The 19,031-nt window shown below is 41.8% G+C and carries 24 protein-coding genes and 1 pseudogene; 16 read left to right on the forward strand and 9 right to left on the reverse strand.

The window, feature by feature from the left end:
- The 11 genes from B9N78_RS11430 to B9N78_RS11485 all read left to right on the forward strand — a co-directional run.
- The coding region (locus B9N78_RS11430; protein ID WP_137982529.1) for an RHS repeat domain-containing protein at positions 1-761 on the forward strand (761 nt) is incomplete at its 5' end.
- A 429-nt stretch (positions 762-1,190) separates the two neighbouring features.
- Positions 1,191-1,475 carry a hypothetical protein gene (locus B9N78_RS11440; RefSeq protein ID WP_085102386.1) on the forward strand — a complete coding sequence of 95 codons (285 nt, stop codon included), beginning with the start codon at positions 1,191-1,193 and terminating at the stop codon, positions 1,473-1,475.
- A 353-nt stretch (positions 1,476-1,828) separates the two neighbouring features.
- Entirely contained in the window at positions 1,829-2,239 is a 411-nt protein-coding gene (locus B9N78_RS11445) for a hypothetical protein (RefSeq protein ID WP_085102388.1), read from the forward strand.
- 112 nt (positions 2,240-2,351) lie between these two features.
- Positions 2,352-2,852 (forward strand): hypothetical protein, encoded by a 501-nt coding sequence (locus B9N78_RS11450; protein ID WP_137982530.1) that lies wholly within the window; start codon positions 2,352-2,354, stop codon positions 2,850-2,852.
- A gap of 55 nt (positions 2,853-2,907) precedes the next feature.
- Positions 2,908-3,597, forward strand: coding sequence for a hypothetical protein (locus B9N78_RS11455; protein ID WP_085102392.1), 690 nt, complete (start codon positions 2,908-2,910; stop codon positions 3,595-3,597).
- A gap of 172 nt (positions 3,598-3,769) precedes the next feature.
- Positions 3,770-4,027 (forward strand): hypothetical protein, encoded by a 258-nt coding sequence (locus B9N78_RS18350; RefSeq protein ID WP_085102394.1) that lies wholly within the window; start codon positions 3,770-3,772, stop codon positions 4,025-4,027.
- Positions 4,028-4,062: 35 nt separating this feature from the next.
- Positions 4,063-4,473 (forward strand): hypothetical protein, encoded by a 411-nt coding sequence (locus B9N78_RS18355; RefSeq protein ID WP_085102396.1) that lies wholly within the window; start codon positions 4,063-4,065, stop codon positions 4,471-4,473.
- 34 nt (positions 4,474-4,507) lie between these two features.
- A complete protein-coding gene (locus tag B9N78_RS11470) occupies positions 4,508-4,927 on the forward strand; it encodes a hypothetical protein (protein WP_085102398.1) in 420 nt (139 codons plus the stop codon).
- Between the two features lie 77 nt (positions 4,928-5,004).
- Entirely contained in the window at positions 5,005-5,703 is a 699-nt protein-coding gene (locus tag B9N78_RS11475; RefSeq protein ID WP_085102400.1) for a hypothetical protein, read from the forward strand.
- Positions 5,704-5,705: 2 nt separating this feature from the next.
- A complete protein-coding gene (locus B9N78_RS11480; RefSeq protein WP_085102402.1) occupies positions 5,706-6,104 on the forward strand; it encodes a hypothetical protein in 399 nt (132 codons plus the stop codon).
- Between the two features lie 362 nt (positions 6,105-6,466).
- Positions 6,467-6,688 carry a hypothetical protein gene (locus B9N78_RS11485; protein WP_085102404.1) on the forward strand — a complete coding sequence of 74 codons (222 nt, stop codon included), beginning with the start codon at positions 6,467-6,469 and terminating at the stop codon, positions 6,686-6,688.
- A gap of 395 nt (positions 6,689-7,083) precedes the next feature.
- Here the strand turns inward: B9N78_RS11485 and B9N78_RS11495 are convergent, their stop codons facing one another.
- Entirely contained in the window at positions 7,084-8,451 is a 1,368-nt protein-coding gene (locus B9N78_RS11495) for an aminotransferase-like domain-containing protein (RefSeq protein ID WP_085102408.1), read from the reverse strand.
- A 90-nt stretch (positions 8,452-8,541) separates the two neighbouring features.
- Between B9N78_RS11495 and B9N78_RS11500 the strand changes: the two genes are divergently transcribed.
- Together B9N78_RS11500 and B9N78_RS11505 are read left to right on the forward strand one after the other, a co-directional pair.
- Positions 8,542-9,132 (forward strand): LysE family translocator, encoded by a 591-nt coding sequence (locus B9N78_RS11500; RefSeq protein ID WP_085102410.1) that lies wholly within the window; start codon positions 8,542-8,544, stop codon positions 9,130-9,132.
- 141 nt (positions 9,133-9,273) lie between these two features.
- Entirely contained in the window at positions 9,274-10,152 is an 879-nt protein-coding gene (locus B9N78_RS11505; protein WP_085102412.1) for an NAD(P)-dependent oxidoreductase, read from the forward strand.
- A 45-nt stretch (positions 10,153-10,197) separates the two neighbouring features.
- On the opposite strand, the gene B9N78_RS11510 is transcribed toward B9N78_RS11505, so the two are convergent.
- The 5 genes from B9N78_RS11510 to B9N78_RS11530 form a co-directional block, all read right to left on the reverse strand.
- Positions 10,198-10,914, reverse strand: coding sequence for a substrate-binding domain-containing protein (locus B9N78_RS11510; protein ID WP_085102414.1), 717 nt, complete (start codon positions 10,912-10,914; stop codon positions 10,198-10,200).
- A 49-nt stretch (positions 10,915-10,963) separates the two neighbouring features.
- The gene (locus B9N78_RS11515) at positions 10,964-11,743 is read right to left on the reverse strand and encodes an ABC transporter ATP-binding protein (protein WP_170921417.1); all 780 of its coding nucleotides are present in this window, start codon (positions 11,741-11,743) and stop codon (positions 10,964-10,966) included.
- Complete coding sequence (locus B9N78_RS11520; RefSeq protein WP_085102418.1) at positions 11,734-12,783, reverse strand: FecCD family ABC transporter permease; 1,050 nt, start codon at positions 12,781-12,783, stop codon at positions 11,734-11,736. The genes B9N78_RS11515 and B9N78_RS11520 overlap by 10 nt, the downstream gene beginning before the upstream one ends.
- Positions 12,764-13,816, reverse strand: a complete 1,053-nt coding sequence (locus B9N78_RS11525) for an ABC transporter substrate-binding protein (RefSeq protein WP_245805539.1) — start codon at positions 13,814-13,816, stop codon at positions 12,764-12,766. The genes B9N78_RS11520 and B9N78_RS11525 overlap by 20 nt, the downstream gene beginning before the upstream one ends.
- Positions 13,817-14,146: 330 nt before the next feature.
- Positions 14,147-14,761, reverse strand: a complete 615-nt coding sequence (locus B9N78_RS11530; protein WP_085102420.1) for a LysR family transcriptional regulator — start codon at positions 14,759-14,761, stop codon at positions 14,147-14,149.
- 112 nt (positions 14,762-14,873) lie between these two features.
- On the opposite strand from B9N78_RS11530, the gene B9N78_RS18020 reads away from it, so the two are divergent.
- Positions 14,874-15,560 (forward strand): amino acid permease, encoded by a 687-nt coding sequence (locus B9N78_RS18020; protein WP_137982531.1) that lies wholly within the window; start codon positions 14,874-14,876, stop codon positions 15,558-15,560.
- A gap of 230 nt (positions 15,561-15,790) precedes the next feature.
- Here the strand turns inward: B9N78_RS18020 and B9N78_RS18565 are convergent.
- Both B9N78_RS18565 and B9N78_RS18360 read right to left on the reverse strand, forming a co-directional pair.
- Positions 15,791-16,015 (reverse strand): annotated as a pseudogene (locus B9N78_RS18565) (hypothetical protein); the annotation flags it as partial.
- Between the two features lie 66 nt (positions 16,016-16,081).
- The gene (locus tag B9N78_RS18360; RefSeq protein ID WP_245805540.1) at positions 16,082-16,183 is read right to left on the reverse strand and encodes a DUF5670 family protein; all 102 of its coding nucleotides are present in this window, start codon (positions 16,181-16,183) and stop codon (positions 16,082-16,084) included.
- A 345-nt stretch (positions 16,184-16,528) separates the two neighbouring features.
- Between B9N78_RS18360 and B9N78_RS11545 the strand changes: the two genes are divergently transcribed.
- Positions 16,529-17,044 carry a MarR family winged helix-turn-helix transcriptional regulator gene (locus B9N78_RS11545; RefSeq protein WP_085102427.1) on the forward strand — a complete coding sequence of 172 codons (516 nt, stop codon included), beginning with the start codon at positions 16,529-16,531 and terminating at the stop codon, positions 17,042-17,044.
- 11 nt (positions 17,045-17,055) lie between these two features.
- Positions 17,056-17,610, forward strand: coding sequence for a flavodoxin family protein (locus tag B9N78_RS11550; protein ID WP_085102429.1), 555 nt, complete (start codon positions 17,056-17,058; stop codon positions 17,608-17,610).
- Between the two features lie 71 nt (positions 17,611-17,681).
- Here the strand turns inward: B9N78_RS11550 and B9N78_RS11555 are convergent, their stop codons facing one another.
- Positions 17,682-19,025 (reverse strand): amino acid permease, encoded by a 1,344-nt coding sequence (locus B9N78_RS11555; RefSeq protein ID WP_085102431.1) that lies wholly within the window; start codon positions 19,023-19,025, stop codon positions 17,682-17,684.
- Between the last annotated feature and the right edge of the window lie 6 nt (positions 19,026-19,031).

Genomic DNA, 19,031 nt, shown 5'->3' on the forward strand with positions numbered 1-19,031 from the left:
TTTTCTTTGCTACAAATCAGGTCGGCACAATTTTCATGGTTGCGGATGAAAGGGGTAATGAGGTAAAGCGAATTATAAATGATTCGTTTGGAAATCTATTGCTCGATAGCGGAGTCAGTTTGGATATATGCTTAGGGTTTGCCGCAGGACTGGCAGATAAAGATACCGGACTTGTACACCTTGGATATCGTGAATACGATCCCGCAATCGGAAGATTCACCACACCCGACCCGCTAGGATTTGCGGGTGGTGACGTAGATGTTTACGGGTACTGTCTCGATGACCCGATTAATTTTCATGATCGGACGGGGCTTGCGGGGAAGAGTGAAGGGAAAGAAGACAAAAAGAATACTCTAGATGAAGACTCTAAAATAAAAAATTTACAACATGATACCCCAAAAAAGACTGTTAAACATGCTGGATCAGGTATGGATTTAGAAAGCTCTGAAAAGATATCGCCAAAAGAAAAAACAAAACTTGAGCAAGATAATAAATCTAAATTTTCTCTCAAAGACCTTGGAAAAGGAGCTTTCAAAGGAATAAGATCCGGAATTCCAGCAGGAATGACTATTGGCAGCGCACTTGGGCCATTAGGAATAACAGCAGGAGCTATTACTGGCGGCTTTACGGGAGCATCAGTTGGCATGCTTTATTCAATAGGATCAAAAGCAATTTCTGACACATTCGGAATAGATGAAGATACTCAAAAAACTATTCGCAAGGCCATGGGGTATATGACCTCTAAAAAAGGGAAAAAATGATTAGTTATTTTATATCAGCAATATTAAGCGCTCTTATAATCACATGGTTATTTCGTTCTAAGAAATGTTTTTCATGCCCTAGATGTGGCGAGAGATTTGAAAGAATTCCCAATAGAGCTATGGGAATTACGTACTTGTTGTTAGCAGTTGTGATGATTGTAACGGGTATAGTAAATGGGAGGAATTACCCTTCTGTATTTGATTATCTAGTTGGTTCTTCTGGAATTTATTATCTTCTTAAAAAAGAAAAAAAGAAGTGCCCCAAATGTAAAAATGAAATTGTTTAATAGCATTAAATTATTTTTCCTTATTTTAAGAATAGCGAAGAATTATTTTTATAACTAGATTGCGTATAATTTATTAACAGCCTCGACTTCGGTCGGGGCTTTCTCGTATCAATCATTCCCACTCGGATTTGCTGGCGGAGACGTGGATGTTTACGGCAATTGTCTTGATGATCCGGTTAATTTTCATGATCGGACGGGGCTTGCTGGGAAGAGTGAGGAGAAAGAGGAAGGAACTTTTTCTAAGATAGTCTCAGGATTATATGAGGCTGCTACTGCAATACCTAAAGGACTTGAAAAAACTGCTGATAAAAGTAGCGAAGGTATTAAAAAAGCGACAATCGAAGGTGGAAAAGCGGCTTCCAAGGCTATAGTGAAAGGAAGTCATGTAGCCAAAGAAACAATTGAAAAGGCTGCCGACGAGTTTTAAAATAATAAAGAATTGCAAAAATATACCGGAATAGCTCTTGGGCTGGAGCAGTTCCTATTGCTTTAGCAGGAGGGGCGGCTGTAGCACCTGTAGTTGAAAGTATGATATCGCCTGTATGGGAGTACTGCGAATGGAATAACTCGCAACGCTGTCGCTAAAATACTTAGCACTGCAAGTGGTGAAAAAATTGCCAAAAACACCTACGATTTTGTAACCGCTTTCAATGCTGGAGAGCTACCCGCTCAAAGTTACGGAGGAGGCGCTGGAGGAATAATAGCTGGCTGGAAGGACCTACGAGATAATATAAAAAAAACGCATAACTATTTAATTAATAAAAATTGATAATAAGAATAATGAAAATAAAAAAAATCATTAAACATATTCAATGGCTTCCAATTTTTTTAGGGACAGTCATGGTGTTCGCAAGTAGAGCCTTTGATGGTTCCTTTATTGCACTCTTTCGAGGTGTTCCGCTTACAGGAATAACTCGATGGCTAATGACTATCACAGGAATATTTTTTATTTTTTATGGCCTTATATCTAAAGATGCCAGTAAAGAATTACAAGAAGCTACAGTCTGTCCTAAATGCCAAACGCCTTTCGGTGTTGGGCTTGGACTCGGCCTTGGTGTTAAGAAGGATTCCCAGCATGAATTTTGTCCTCAGTGTAAAGTTAAACTAGAACCGCTAAATGGTTTTTATAAAAGGCACCCAGAATTAAAAGAAACTGAAATTGATACCTCAATGGAAGAGACCAAAGAATAATTGAATCACAGCACCGACTTCTGTCGGGGCTTTCTCTTATCAATTAATTTTCATGATCGGACGGGGTTTGCTGGGAAGAGTGAGGGGGAAAGAGCAAGGAGTCCCTGCCAAAGTGATCAAAAGAACTGGGCGAGCCTTATGGGAAATAGGCAGTCTTGCTGGTAGATCCGGATTGAAACTAGCAGGGGATGCAGGCTACGAGGCTTTTAAAAAAATCAGCCCTCTGGCCCACCCTGAAACAAAGAATGAAGCTGCGAAGTATGCCAAAAAAGTAATCCTTGGCGAAACATCTTTGGGACAGGAGCTTGTTAAATCAGGTCCGAAAATAGCCAAATCAACTAAAGAAGCTTGGAATAGCATGGTTGAAAAAGAAAAAGACGCTGAAAAGCATCAGAATGAAATCAACCATAAAGTTTACTCAGGCAAATGGAGTGATCTATACAGTAAAAACTCAACCCTTCGCAAACAACGAGCAAAGGCTATTCAGGATGCTGTGAGTCCATCTTTAAAGGGAATAGCTAAAGCCTATTTAGACACTCCTGATGATAGGGTCACGCCACTCACTAAGTATCTAGATAAATTAGATCAAGTTAGGCGTAAGGATCGTAAATAAATTTAAAAAATCCTGCAGCAGCATTTTTGTGCTGTTGTAGGTATAACCTACTATTATGATTTATTTAAAAAATATTTTTCCTGATTTTAAAAATATCGTTGCAAAAAATTATATTACCTTATTAATTTTTTGCTTATATTTAGCAGCAAGTTACCTAAATAGAGACTCTGGATATGGCGAGTATTATTTTTCGTGTCTAGCAATCTCTCTAGTACTGGTTAGAATAGGCGTGAAAGAAATGGATATTAAATTTTTAAGATTTAATGCCTTGTTTAGAGTTGTACTGGTATATTTTATACTCTTATTAGTTACAAAATTATCAATCAAAATTACGACCTTAATGAACTATAATCTTATTAGTCTTAAAAGTTATATAGAGATTTTAATCCTTAAAATCAGACCTGAAATTGATTATAAATTTTATTTTGATGGTCCTTTCTTTGCCATAGCAGAAGCGTTTCTCTACTCGCTAATTTCACCTTTTATTTATTGCTTGGTGTGTCGGAGCTTTTCATTTAAAAAAATATTCTCAATATCAACTAAAGAATTTTTATTAGGCATTATGGTATTCGTTTTTATAGGAATGACACTTGCTGTCTTTATTTTATCCACATTCGGACTTTTCGATTCATACATATATATTCCTATTTTTTCATTATATTATGTAGTGCTTACGGTACTTTGCTATGTAGTTGGTAAGAATTCTTTTTCAGAAAATTATATAGAGCAAGATCTCGCACAATAAGTACTGACAATTAAATGTTAAAGATACTGATTGATGCAAGTGAACATTTGAGCTCTCAGCAGTATTTCATGACAAGAATCTCAGCCCAACTTTTTAAGCGTCCACGAATATTATCCTATTATCGGCAGATTCATCACACCCGATCCGCTTGGATTTGCGGGCGGAGACGTAGATGTTTACGGGTACTGTCTCGATGATCCTATTAATTTTCATGATCGGACTAGGCTTGCAGGGAAGAGTGAGGGGAAAGAGCAAGGAACTTATTCTAAAATCGCCTCAGGATTACATAAAGCTGCGACTGCAATACCTAAAGGACTTGAAAAGGCTGCTGATAAAAGTACTGAAGGTATTAAAAAAGCGACAACCGAAGGTGGAAAAGCTGCTTCCAAGGCTATTGTTAAGGGAAGTCATGCAGCCAAAGAAGCTGTAGGAAAGACTGCCGATGAGTTTAAAAATAATAAAGAATTGCAAAAATATACCGGAATAGCTCTTGGGTCTGGAGCAGTTCCTATTGCTTTAGCAGGAGGGGCGGCTATAGCTCCTGTAGTTTCAGATGCTGCAGCGTCTACTTTAACACAGATCGCAGAAGTTCCTATAGCGCAAACAGCGTTAAATTTTGCAAAGGGGCTCAACCCTTTTAGTGGAGAAGCTCCAAATCCTAAGACACCGAGTGAAGCGGCAGGAATCATTGCTCCATATTTAATTAAAGAATTTGATAAGTTAGGAGTTTGGGATAAAATTGGTGATCAGTATAATAAAAATTTAAAAACTAGATCAGACGAACATTTTAATTATGATAAAAATAAAATATTACCTTCTCGAACTAGTGTTGGCAACCATCGCTCTAAACATCACAATAAGTCTTCTAAAATTTAAGTAATTGATTTGTTAGTATTCGGAAAAAGAAAAAATGAAAAATAAAACAATTAAAAAAAAGAACTCTTCTGTTTTTATCAGGTTAGTTCTTTTCCTGGGTGGCATATATGGAATATTCGCAGCAGCTCCGTGGAATAAAGAAATAATTCTTTATCATCGGGGAGGATATCCAACTGACACAACCGCACGCTGGGCAATTACTGTTTTTTGCATCATCGCTATAGTATATGCAGTACTGGATAAATCCACTATAAAAGATAGGGGGCTTGGGCTTTATGAAGATCACATTTGCCCTAAATGTGAACGAGTCTTTCTTCGTGGTGAAAAGACAGAAGAAAATATATGTCCTGACTGCAAAGTTCTCTTGGAGCCTTTGGAAGGATTTTACGATCGCTATCCTGAATTAAAAAATGTTAAAGAAAAATTACCTAAAAATCTAAAAGATTTTAAATAAGTTACATCTGCCCCGACTTCGGTCGGGGCTTTCTCTTATCTATCACTCCCGTTCTGAGAGGTTTCGCAGGCTGAGATGTGGACGTTTATGGATACTTCCTTGATGATCCTATTAATTTTCATGATCGGACGGGGTTTGCTGGGAAGAGTGAGGGGAAAGAGCAAGGAACTTATTCTAAAATCGCCTCAGGATTACATAAAGCTGCTATTGCGATACCTAAAGGACTTGAGAAAACTGCTGATAAAAGTACTGAAGGTATTAAAAAAGCGACAATCGAAGATGGAAAAGCGGCTTCCAAGGCTATAGTGAAAGGAAGTCATGTAGCCAAAGAAGCAATTGAAAAGGCTGCCGATGAGTTTAAAAACAATAAGGAATTGCAAAAATATACCGGAATAGCTCTTGGGGCTGGAGCAGTTCCTATTGCTTTAGCAGGAGGGGCGGCTGTAGCTAGTACAGAAGCTGGAGCGGCTATTGGGGAAATGGCATATTCAACAGGGAAAAAAGCTCTTAAAGAATCAAAAACTATTTTTCGGGATGCAGAAAAAATTGGGAAAAAAGTTTTTAAGGCTTCTGATAAAAAACTGTATCATGGATTAGATAAAATAGAACAAAGCGTTGGCACCGAAAACGTAAAAGATTTTATCTCAGCTTTTAATGCAGGAGAATTACCATCGGTAACAAGTTGGGGAGGAGGTATTGGAGGAATCCTTGCCGGTAAAGATGAATTGCACGAAAATACGAATAAACTTATTAAATATCTTAAATCAAAAAAATAAATATGAAAAAATATCTTAAAAAATTTAAGTGGGGACCTATTTTATTTGGAATAGTTGCAATCGAGGAAAGTCACCCCTTTTCCATGTCTTTTCCGACTTATACAAGGGGAGTTTTGCTCAGCGAGAAAGCCCGTATAATAATGATTGTTGCAGGATTATTATGCATAATTTATGGTATTTTCTCCCAAAAGACCAATAATGAATTACAAGAAGCTACAATCTGTCCTAAATGCCAAACGCCTTTCGGTGTTGGACTTGGCCTTGGTGTTAAGAAGGATTTCCAGCATGAATTTTGTCCTCAGTGTAAAGTTAAGTTAGAACCGCTAAATGGTTTTTATAAAAGGCACCCAGAATTAAAAAATGCTGAAATTAATACCTCAATAGAAGAGACCAAAGAATAATTAATAGCCCCGACTTCGGTCGGGGCTTTCTCTTATCTATCACACCCGACCCGCTAGGATTTGCGGGTGGTGACGTAGATGTTTACGGGTACTGTCTCGATGATCCTATTAATTTTTATGATCGGACTGGGCTTGCAGGGAAGAGTGAGGGGAAAAACCACGAAGAAAGCAATCTAAATGTAGGTTCTGAAATAGACGATAAGCATCATGAAACGGCAAACAAGCCAGTTAAACCTGAGGAGAATAAACGGAATTACGAAGAGTCAAAAAAAGCATTAGCAAAAGAAAAGCCAAAACTTAAGCAAGATAATAAATCAAAATTTACTCTTAAAAACCTGAGAAAAAGTACTATCAAAGGGATTATGGCTGGAATTCCTATTGGTGCAACTGCAGGTATTCCATTGGGACCATTAGGTGTTGTTGCAGGTGGAATTACAGGAGCGATTACAGGACCTTCAGTTGAAATGCTTTATGAAGTTGGCTCAAAAGTAATATCTGACACTTTCGGTATAGATGAAGATATACAAGAACAAATTCGTGACGCAATGGGGAATATAATTACTAAAAGGGAAAAACGTGATTAGCGACTTTATATTTATACTATTTGCTTGTTTTTTAACTATAGGTTTAATGCATTATAAAAAAAACATTATCTGTAACAACTGCGGTGAACGGTTTAAAGTAATACCAAATAAATATATTGGAATAATGTGGGTGCTTTTATTTTGTGCAATGGCTCTAGATAATATTCTTAATTACAGCTGTAATTTCTCTATACTAGATTTTATAGTTGGCGCTTCTGGAGTTTATTACCTTCTTAAAAAAGATAAAAAGAAGTGCCCCAAATGTAAAAATGAAATTGTTTAATAGAATTAAATTATCTTTTCTTATTTTAAGAATAGCGAAGAATTGTTTTTATAACTAGATTGCGTATAATTTATTAACAGCCTCGACTTCTGTCGGGGCTTTCCATTATCTATCACACCAGCCCCTTTCGCAAAATCTCCAGTAAAATATTGAGTCCTTGTAACAGCTCATCTGTCGTACGCGTCCCGCTGAGTGAAATCCTTGCCATTGCAGGCACAACGCTATCACCCACTGCAAATTTCTCAGCACCGAATATATTAACTCCTGACTCACGGGCGCGAGCTTCAAAAGTATATCCACGCCATGGCTCAGGCAATTGAAGCCAGATGAAAAGCCCCGTGGGCTTACCAAAGTAAGTAAGTCCAGAAAGTAAATCTTTAATCACTGAAAACCTTTTCTCGGCTTCATTCTGCTTAAGTTTGATAACTCTGTCTGCGGTTCCGTCCTTTATCCATTCTGTAGCAAGCTCTGCATTAAGTGGTGGAGTCATCCAGACTGTATTTAAAATTGCATGGGACAGTTTGTCCCGCAGACTTTTAGGGGAAGACATAAAAGCCACCCGTAATCCAACAGCCAGTGACTTGGAAAGCCCTGCAATGTGGACACTGTTTTCAGGTGCCAAGGAAGAAACAGGCGACAGCGAACTCTGTACGGTCAAAGCATAGGCATCGTCTTCAATAATGATAAGACCGTGTTTGCGTGCGATTAAAGCAATTGTTTCACGACGGAAAGCAGACATACACGCCGTAGTCGGATTCTGGAATTCAGGCATAAGATAAAGCCCGGTAATTTTCTCTCTGCGACAGACAGCATCCAGCGCATCAGGGAGCATGCCTTCCTTATCCATTGCAACAGGAACTAACCGGATGCCGAGCATCGCTGCCAGAGTCTTCAAACCCGGGTAAATAAGTGAATCAGTAGCAATACGATCCCCGGCACGAAACAATCCCGTCAGGCAACAGGTAAGCGCGTGCTGCGCCCCTGAACAAATTAGAACATCGTCAGGAGTGACTTCAAACCTGTACCGCTTGCACCACTCAGCCCCAATCGCTCGATGTTCAGGCAACCCGCGCGGATCTGTATACCGCATAAATACATTTGAATTTTTCCTGCGGATAAGCCTTTTCATCCCTTCCTGAATATCAGGGTCCAGCTCATAAAAGCTGTTAGCAGGGCCGAGTTCAATTAGACCGGGAGCATGAGGTTCAAACGAAACCATGGATGAAGAAACCCGCGCGTCCGAAGCCACAAATGTTCCGCGCCCGACTGTTCCGGATATCAACCCGCGACGCTCAGCCTCTACATAACCGCGGGTAACCGTACTTACATTTATCTCAAGCTCATCAGCAAGTTCGCGATGCGTGGGGAGTTTATCACCCGGTTTAAGCTTACCGGAAAAAATATCACGCTCAATAGCATCAGCCAACGCGCGAAACTTCGGACCTTCTTCGCCTTCTAATATGGGATTCCATTTTGTCATGCATACAATAATTCCATTGACTGCATACAATGTCAAGAATACCTATACAATCATAAAAATTACACCACACAATTAATACAGGAAAATATTATGCATGATCACTATTGGCCTTTTTTACTCTTTGTCATTGTCATGACCGGAACACCCGGACCGGGCAATCTGGCGATGCTGGCACTCGGGCAAACCGTAGGTTTCAAGAAATCCATACCTTTCCTGATAGGAATGGTTACAGGCGCCACAGCCGTGGGATTGCTTGTTTCTTTGGGTCTTGGAGAACTATATATTAATTCACCGCGTACTGCCTCGGTTTTTAAAATTGTAAGTATCGCATATATCCTTTACCTTGCATTAAAAGTAATGCGAATGAACGTACAGCCGCCGGAACAGGTTAAACCGTTCACGATATACGACGGGCTTATGCTCCATCCGCTTAACCCTAAAGCATGGGCAATGAGCATCTCAGCATTCAGTCAGTTTGCAGACCCTACCGCCCCTCGCTTTTTTGAAATCAGCGTATTTGTGCTGACATTTACCTATATGGGTGTATTATCTCACAGCTTTTGGGGGCTGACCGGATCATCACTGCTTCGCATAATGCGCGCACCTAAACTCAGATTATGCCTTAACACTTCAATGGTGGTGCTTATGGTCGGGGCAACTTTATACGCTCTCTATAACTAAAATACATAACAGAACTTCTACATCAGAAGGTTTTAGTTTTATCATTATTAAGATATAAAATTCTGAATGCTTCCTTTCAGGGAAGTTTGAATCTAAGATTTATGTACAGTAGAAATACTAATTTATATGAGGATCATGATTATGAGTAAAAAAATCGGATGGATTGGAACAGGCGTGATGGGAAGCTCAATGTGCATGCATCTTGTAAAAGCAGGACACGAAGCTTTTATCTACAATCGTACAAAAGCCAAAGCTGCTGATCTTATTGAAGCAGGAGCAACATGGTGCGACTCCCCGGCAGCAGTCGCTAAAAAAGCGGATATTATCTTCACCATAGTTGGCTACCCAACCGATGTTGAGCAGACAATTCTCGGATCTGAAGGCGTGCTTGCCAATGCCGATGCCGGAAAAATTATAATCGATATGACAACTTCCGAGCCTGCATTAGCGGAACTTATCCACGCCGCAGCCGCCGATAAAAATGTCGGATCGCTTGATGCTCCGGTTTCCGGTGGCGATCTGGGTGCGCGCAATGCAACGCTTGCAATCATGGTCGGCGGGGAAGAAAAAGTTTTTAATAAGGTCAAAGATCTTTTCGATATAATGGGGCAAAATGTTCAGCTCATGGGTAAAGCAGGAGCCGGGCAGCATACCAAAATGTGCAATCAGATTCTAATCGCCGGAACTATGATCGGAGTTGTGGAATCACTGCTTTATGCTCAAAAAGCAAACATGAATCTTGATGAAGTAATTGATGTTATCGGATCAGGCGCAGCAGGGTCATGGTCCATAAACAACTTAGGCCGCAGAATTGCCTCCAGCGATTTCAACCCCGGCTTTTTCATCAAACATTTTGTAAAAGACATGGGCATTGCTCTTGATGAAGCAAAACGTATGAAGCTGGCTCTACCAGGACTGGCACTCGTAAACCAATTCTATATTGCTGCAATGGCAATGGGATATGAAGAGCTTGGAACGCAGGGCCTTTATAAAGTTCTCGAAAAAATGAATGCTATTTAAATTTGCTTTCAACTGAAGCTGCGAAAAAAGCAGCTTCAGTTGTTTTTAAGGTCTCTTAAACCCGAACCTTTCAAGAAATCTCTGAGCAGAATCACTCTGCAATCCCTTGAAAAGATCATCTCCGGAACTGTTTTTATCTATTACTACACCATAGTATTGTGCTTTTACGCTGAGATTATCAGGTAAATCCATAATCTGAATATCTTCCATCCTGTCTGCAAGATCCATTGCAGTTGTCCGGTAACCCAGAAACAGATCAACTTTATCTTCAGCAAACAAGCCATACACCGGAGAATGAGGCCCAGCCGATTTGGGAGATTTTTTACCCCCCACCAAAGTCATGGCCTTACTTCTCAAAAGATCACGGCTTCCGTCCTGAACACTCTCTGCCCTGTCGAACACGGAAAAAGCATAATCCCCTCCCGGGTCATCAATGGGCGTTGATGTTCCAAGTCTGTTTTCAGGATTAAGCATATTTTGCAAAACATCACCGCCTTGCAGAGCAGCCGGACGCCCGAATAAACATAGTGAATTTTCGGCAAAAATTTTCGGTGCAGAGCAAAGTCCCATATCCGCAAGAATCTGACCATGCTTTAAATTAGCAGAAAGAAACAACGCAGGTCTTTCTCCCTGTGCTATCCGCTCTCTTAAAACCCCGGAAGGACCAAAGACAGGATTTATTGAAATACCAACCAGTTCCGCCATAGCCGGCAAAACTTTACGCAAACTTCCGGCAGCAAAAACAAGTGTTGTCTCAGTCATTTCACACCGTTCCACCTTTTAATTTATGCGTTTTATGTATTTTTCCAGATTACGTTGCCCGTGCAATACAAACTTTCTCCCCGGCTTCAAGAGTAAAGACATCAACAGGCAGCCCATACAAATTGCTGAGCTTTTCAGAGCTGAGAATATTTTCAGTCATACCGTACCCTTGCATTTTACCGTCTGCAATCAACACAGTCCTTTCTGAAAAGCCGAGAGCATGGTCCGGATAATGAGTAGTCATTACAACAGCCAATCCCTGATCTGCCAGCTTGCGGACTAACATTAATGTTCTGGCCTGATTGCCGAAATCCAGATGCGAAGTCGGTTCATCTAGTAAAAGTATTCTGGCTTCCTGCGCAAGTGCTCTGGCAAAAAGAATTAACTGACGCTCCCCGCCGCTGGTTTCATCATAAGACTTATGCGCAAGCGATAAAATACCGAGAGTTCTCATCGCATCTTCTGCTATGGCGTAATCCTTGGCTGACGGCGAAGCAAAAACCCCTATATGCGCGGTGCGCCCCATCACAACAACCTCAAGAGCCGAAAACGAAAACACAGGAGTATGCATCTGCGGTACAAAAGCGATTGCCTGAGCCACTTCCCTGCGCGTCATCTTTTGCACCTGCCGATCTTCTATCATAACCTGACCGGCCGAAGGAACATGCAGTCCGGCCATACATCTGAGCAAGGTAGACTTGCCTGTTCCATTAGGCCCGAGGATAGAGAGCACTTCTCCGGCATGAACTTCAAGTGAAATATCTGTCCAGACCGATTTTACGCCGTCATAAGCGAAAGCAAGATCTGAAACTGTTAAGACTACGCCCAACCTGTCCTCCCTCTTCCCAGAAGCCATGCAAAAAATGGAGCTCCCACTGTGGCAGTAAGAATTCCAAGGGGAATTTCAGCTGAGCTTATATTTCGGGCAATGCCGTCAATCAAAACAAGATAACATGCGCCTAATGCAAGGCTGGCCGGAATCAGTTTTCTGTAATCGGGGCCGACTATCATTCTGGCAAGATGCGGCACAACCAGACCTACCCAGCCGATAATACCGCTGACGGAAACAGCACTGGCTGTAATAATAGTAACAGCTACAACGATACCGAAACGCAGCCGTCCGGCTTCCACTCCGAGAGTTCTGGCTTCCTCATCTCCGAACGAAAGAACATTAAGCCGCCAACGCACCATTAAGAGCCCTATAATGCAAACTCCCAAAGGTAAAAGAATTGTATAGAGATCTTCCATTGAAATGGAGGAGAGAGAACCCATGAGCCAATAAACAATCATCGGAAGTTTATCATCAGGGTCAGCGAGAAACTTAATAAGCGAAAGAAGCGATTGGAAAAATGCGCCGACGATAACACCCGCAAGGACAATAATCATGGACCCGCTGGCTTTATAAAGGCGACTCATCAGCCATGCGCAGATTACGGCAGTCATTCCGAAAATGAATGCACAGCCTTGAATCATCACAGGTTGATTCCAGATAATAATACCAAGGGCCGCTCCGAAACCTGCCCCGGAAGCAACTCCGAGAACATACGGAGATACCAGCGGGTTACGGAAAAGTCCTTGAAAAGCAGCTCCCGAAACCGACAAACCGCCACCGATAAGCATGGCGGCAAGAACGCGCGGCAGACGGACGTTCAGCACCACGGTCTGCGCAACGGATGACCATTCTCCGCCGACAGGAAGCCCTATCGCATTGCCTAAAATTAATATCACATCAGACAAACTGACTTGATAGCGTCCCCATGCAAGTCCAAGACATAAAGCGGCGGCAGGAGCCACCCAGAGCAGAATATTCCATCTGCTCCGGACATTCCTGCCGCCTTTAGTTTTGTAATTATTTATATTCTGCGCCATAGAATTCTTTGTAGTAGGACTTAACAAGGGCTGACAGATTTACATCTTTAAACTTTTCTGGATAAAGAGTCTTAGCCATCCACAGTTCGCCTAAAGCCATGGATTCAGGCAGTGGATGTCCCCAAGGTTTTACGTACTCTGGACAAACGAAAACACGATTGTTTTTAACAGCATCAACCTGTTTCCAGATTGGATCATTAATTAAATCTTTTTCTATTTTACGATGACGCCACTGAATGAACACAACTTCAGGATTCCAACGCAATATATCTTCCATAGTTACTTGTTTAAACCCGACTAGATCTTTTGCAGTAACGTTCACTCCGCCTGCACGTTCCATAATGACGCTTGTATATTTACCGCTACCGTATGTTCCAAGATTGGAGTGAGCCATGTAGCACTTTACACGCTTATCTTCCGGAATATTACCGAGGTGACTTTTTAATATTTTCTGATTTGCTGTAATAACAGAGATAAGTTTATCGGCCTTTTTCTGCTTACCGAAAAGATTTCCAAGAATCTGAATACCCTCTGTCAAACCTTCATTATAGGCTTTGTCCGCATCCTTAAGCTCCGGATTTAAAACAGAAGCCTGTTCATACCCGGCATTGTAAAGTGATATGGCCACAACTGGTATTCCGGCATTTGTAATCTGATCGATCATATCCTTCGAGGCGTAATGAGTAACAATTACCAGATCAGCTTTTAGGGCTAACAGACTTTCCATATTCACATTTTTGAGCCCGCCGGGGGTAGGCATGTTGTCGATATTTTTTATGCTTTTACGAGCTTCCGGCAGATATTCATTCCATTTATCAAGAATACCGACAACGGAATCAACCGCGCCGAGCTGAATAACAATGTCTAAAGCCTGATGCTGTAAGATAACTGCACGATGACTTACATCGGGAACTGTAACAGTTCTTCCAAGCTGATCAGTTATAGTCTTCTGCGCCATTGCAGGAAGAGCAAATAAAACTGAAAAAACCATAATTAAACTACAGACCACACCTAAAAACCGGTTACTTTTCATAAATTTATCTCACTTTTTGTAAATATTATTCAACTTTTTTGTCCAAATGGTCTAAAACTTGCCTTAACAACATTATGTTTTAAAAAGCATAACAAAGGTTGTTCTGCATAACAATAAACATTATATTAGTTGTAAAATGGAACTAGAACAGATGTGACAATATTCACAGGTTAATAAATTGGATATGTTTCCGTTATATTATATATTATTTAAATAAATACCTAATATTAAATGTAACTTATAAATAATTACATTTAAAAAATTATGTACTGTTATTAAATTAATCAGCATATTTTAAATAATACATTTTCAACATAAAATACAAACTGCTTATTTTAGTAAAAAAATAAATTCTACTGACTTTCTACAGCAAAAACTAAATATGATGTGTAATAATTGATTTTTGAAACATCTTTCGCGATTCGTGACGGGATAACAATGCATAAACGGGAATCGGGAATCGGCAATCCACTCTTCGCAAATTCCATTATCTCCTGATTTTCCGAACCTGAAACCGACATCAAGCACCTCTCCGTTCAAAAGACTGGTGGTTGCAAGGGTCTGTGAAGGTAAAAATTCAAGATCTACCAGCGGAAACTTAGCTCCCATGCGTGAATCAAGATCTGCAATACGTAAAAAAGACGGGTCCGTATTCAGTCCCACGCTGAGTCTGCCGGAGAGATTATCACCAAGACCGCGAGCTGCTGTGCCGAAATCCTCCATAGCTCTAACGGCTGTTTCTGCGTGTGAAAGCAGTTTACGCCCGGCAAAAGAAAGTTCCATCCCTCTGGGCATGCGTTGAAACAAATCTGTCCCGACTTCTCCCTCAAGAGATTTAATCTGGTTACTTAAAGCAGACTGACTGAGATGAAGAAGACCTGCCGCCTTAGTCAAGTTGCCTTCTCTTGCTACTGTCAAAAAGGATTGGAGTTGGTAAAATTCCATGGATAAGCCTTATGCAATCGATTTAAGTGAACGGTCCGATCAAAAAAAACCGCTGGTTATCTACGGCTAAAATCATAAAAACTGCATTAAGCGTAAAACCCAAGGAGATAATATGCAAGCTGGGAAACTCGGTCCCGCTCTTTTTTGCGGACTCATAATAGGTCCTATACTCGGCTCCGGAATCTTTATACTTCCACCGCTGGTTATTGAAAAAGCCGGACAGTGGGCTTTCCCTGCATGGCTGGCTATCATTCTCATCAACGCAGCGTTTGCATATGTACTCAGCTGGCTCTCGGTAATGCATCCCGGAGAAAGCGGAGTGACCAAAGCGGTGGAAAAAGCTTTCGGAGCGCGAATAAAAATGCTCACTTCATTTTACCTGATTGCTTCGGTCTGCATAGGCCCGGCAGCAGTGCTGCTTACACTCGGCGAATATCTGCCCAGCGTTGCTGTTGCATCATACTCCAATGGCCCAAACCGGCACGTCGTGGCTAAGCTCGTTTTCGGGGGGCGATCCGACCGCTATTCCCGGTTGAAGCGTACGACTTTGCCGCTTTTGAAACACAGCACCAACTGGTCGTTTTCAAAGGAAAATTTCGCCTTTTTCCCATCCCGAATCGCCTCTGAGCTAATGGTGTCGCCATGCACTGAAAATGCCGCTTTGAGATCTCGGACCTGGCCGACAAACGGAATATCGGACCACGCCAAGAAAGTTGCATCCTTTTCTCGGCGGAAGGTGAGCCGAATCTTGACCTCGCCCATTTTTGCGTCCACGTCTTTAGCCGTCCAAGTGCCGTAGAGTCGCTTGGGTGGATGAGAGGGCTTCTCGTCTTTTCCGACCTCAGTGGCATGAACGCTTGATGGAGACTTTATTGTCTCATCTGGAGCTCCATGAGCAAGTGGGTCGCCCAATACAGCGACCTCGGTGATGAGCCATGCGTCAGTGCCAGGAGCAGGTGTTTTGTCATTCATGGTCAACTTGTTCTTAACGCTTTTCACGCCGGGCAGTACCGCAACGGTGTCATTGGCCAGAGACAGGTGGGATTGCTCGCCAACGGTTCCGGTCAACGTCACAATATCATCATTGGAATTCACTTTGATACTATCGTCCTTGAGATAGGTCTTGAAGACATAGGACTCGTTGGCGGCGGACTCGACCCGGGTATCCATCGCGGCAGCGTACTCGTTGGCAGTACTCAAAACAGTAAACGATACGGCCAGAATCAGGCTCAGAAGATACAGTGATCTTTTCATATAAAACTCCTATTACGGTTATAAATACAGGTAGATACGGTTAACAGACACACCATAATTCGAGGCTTAAGGAACATTGTAAATTTGAGGAAGGCCCCCCATGGTATAGGAAGAAATCAGACCGAGACCCCAAAGAACCAGAAGCACTATCGCAATGACTTCAAACATGTTTTACCCCTCTCTACCGCTGGGAAGACTCCTTTATGATACAAGCTTTACCCCGGTTCATGGAATCGGTCTGTGCGATAGTGCACGTAGGAACATTATTTTAAACTTAATCTGACGGGAAAAAACCTCGAATATTCTTTGATTAACTCGACTGATTTTGCTGCTGTCATACTGATAGCCATGTGGGTCTACTGGCCGGAACTTAAAACACGCATAACTAGAAGAAGAAAAACCGTAAGCGGTAGTGCTTAATTAACCACACATACAACAACTTATAAAAAAATAATTCATCTTTCGAAAGCAAACTAATTGACATTAGTAAGCCACCTTACTATACGGCGGCTTATGAACAACTATTTACATCCCAAATACACATCTGTCTTAAACAAAATCAGGAAGGAAGGACATCCTCAGCTAAACGCCATTACCATATGCTTTCAGTTTCTAAGCGCAAGCGCAGCTATGGATGGAGCTTGCGAAAGCAGACTACAAGCCCTTGGATTTTCAGAAGGTAGATTTGTCTTGCTAATGCTGCTTCATGAAGAAACGGAAGGACTTTTCCCTCATCAACTGGCAAAGCAAGCTGGAGTAACACGAGCGACGATCACAGGACTACTAGACAATCTTGAACGTGATCAAATCATCGAACGACATGCATATGAAGATGACAGAAGAAAAATACGCATATTCCTGACCCAAAAAGGAGCTGATATGGCCACAAAGCTGTTTCAAATTCACACGGATTGGGTTGCGACACTATTCGCCGACATTTCACAGGAAGAAGAGCACATGCTGACTAATATTTTTGAGCGTCTTTCCAGAAAACTACAAAACAAAGCAATCGACGAAACAACAGTTTAGGAGCAGTTAAAATGAAAGTTCTTATTTTGACGAGTAGTCATCGAAAGAATGGTAATTCAAATATTCTTGCACAAGAAGTAAACAAAGGAGCGTCTGAAAAAGGACATAGCACCACAACGATCGATCTTGCACGGCTGACAATAAACGGCTGTAGAGATTGTGGTTGCTGTGAAGCTCCAAAATACAACGGCTGTATTATCAAAGATGACATGGTCTCAATTTACCCTCAACTTATTGCAGCTGATACTATCATTCTTGCTTCACCAATCTACTGGTGCAATATAAACGGGCAATTAAAACAATGTATTGATCGCTGGAAAGGAATTGCACCTGATAGGGAACACAATCCTTTTCAGGGTAAAAATATTGGAGCGATCTTTTCCTATGGCGATACTGACGTATTAACTTCTGGCTGCGTTAATGCGATAAAATCCTTACAGGATCTATGTGAATACGCACAGGCTAAATGGCTGGGAGCCGTTTACGGAACAGCATTCAAAGCAGGGGATGTCCTAGAAAATAAAGAACTTTTGCAACAGGCTAAACAATTCGGCAATGACTTATAAAAACATATTAAAATCCGGCCCGTTCAGTTAACTGACAGGACCGGATTTTAATTAATAATTATAAAGAATGACTAACCGCGCGGAGTTTCACGAATTTTCTTCTCAAACTCATTGCGGTCCTTACCGACATAGAAAATAAATATGCAGAGCATTACAATCATGCATCCGGCCAATGCGCCTTTTGCCGCGCCTGAAAGAGCAACCATGCAGAATCCGCAAGCCAGAAGCGCTGAACAGATTTTAAGCCATGCTCCTTTCGCTTTAAATCCATAACGGCGCAAAAGGTTAAGCGCTGAATAGAAATACGGAGGCAAAGTCAGCAACACGGCAATCTTTATAATATTTCCGAACATACTTTGCGTGCTTCCTCCGTTAGACATAATCATCAAGGCAACAAGCAGCAAACTCATCATTATTGATGAAAAGATCAGACCCTCAACGGGGATACCATGCTGACTCCGCTTGCCGAAAGCTTTGGGAAGCGTGCCGTCATTTGAAGCCCTGCATCCGGCCTGTGAAACAAGCATCATCCACGAACCAAGTGAGGCCAGACAGGCAAAAGCAGTAACGGCGGAAACAAGTTTCGGAACATAAGCAGCAAACGGCATACTTGCACAGATATGCCCCATTACCATGGAAAAAGGTGCGCCGGAGGCTACAACCTCACTTGCTGGAAACATTCCGGAAATGGCGGTACATGAAAGAATATAAACAAGTCCCGCAATAGCCGTTCCTACCATAGTTGAAATTGGGATTGTCCGTTTAGGATTCCTTACAACTGCGGTGTTAACAGAGGCACTTTCAACCCCGATAAAGCTCCAGATGCATAAAATAATCGCCGCAAGAATTGCTGACTCAGAAGTTTTACCTGATGCAAGCCAGTTACTGTTGAACTGTGCCACATCAAAGAAAGCCCAGCCCACTGTACCCGTTATCACAACAGGAATTAAAAGCAGTACAACCCCTACAGAAACAAGACGACCTATCCAGTCAGCACCCAGAATATTAATTCCGGTAAATATCCAGATAATTATTATGGATGTTATGCCGGCATAAAGCGGGTTTTGCAGAACTGGAAAGAAAATTGATAAATAATCCACACCTGTTATAGCAATCGCAATGTTACCAATCCAGTTGGCGTGGTAGTAGAGCAGGCCGGCTTGATAGCCAAGAATAGGAGCGACTTCGCCGGAATATGCGATGGGTCCCCCCTCTTGCGGGTCTTCCATGCCGAGCCTTGCAAATACATATGCCAGAGCCAAGGCTCCAAGAAGCGCAACTCCCCAGCCTATCAAAGAAATACTACCGATAGCGGCGAGATTAGCCGGAAGAAGAGCAATTCCCGACCCCATCATATTTCCGGCAACAACAGCGGTACACGCTATCACGCCCATTTTTTTGTGCTCAGCAGCCATGTCGCA

The sequence above is a fragment of the Desulfovibrio gilichinskyi genome (assembly GCF_900177375.1).
Lineage (GTDB): Bacteria > Desulfobacterota > Desulfovibrionia > Desulfovibrionales > Desulfovibrionaceae > Maridesulfovibrio > Maridesulfovibrio gilichinskyi.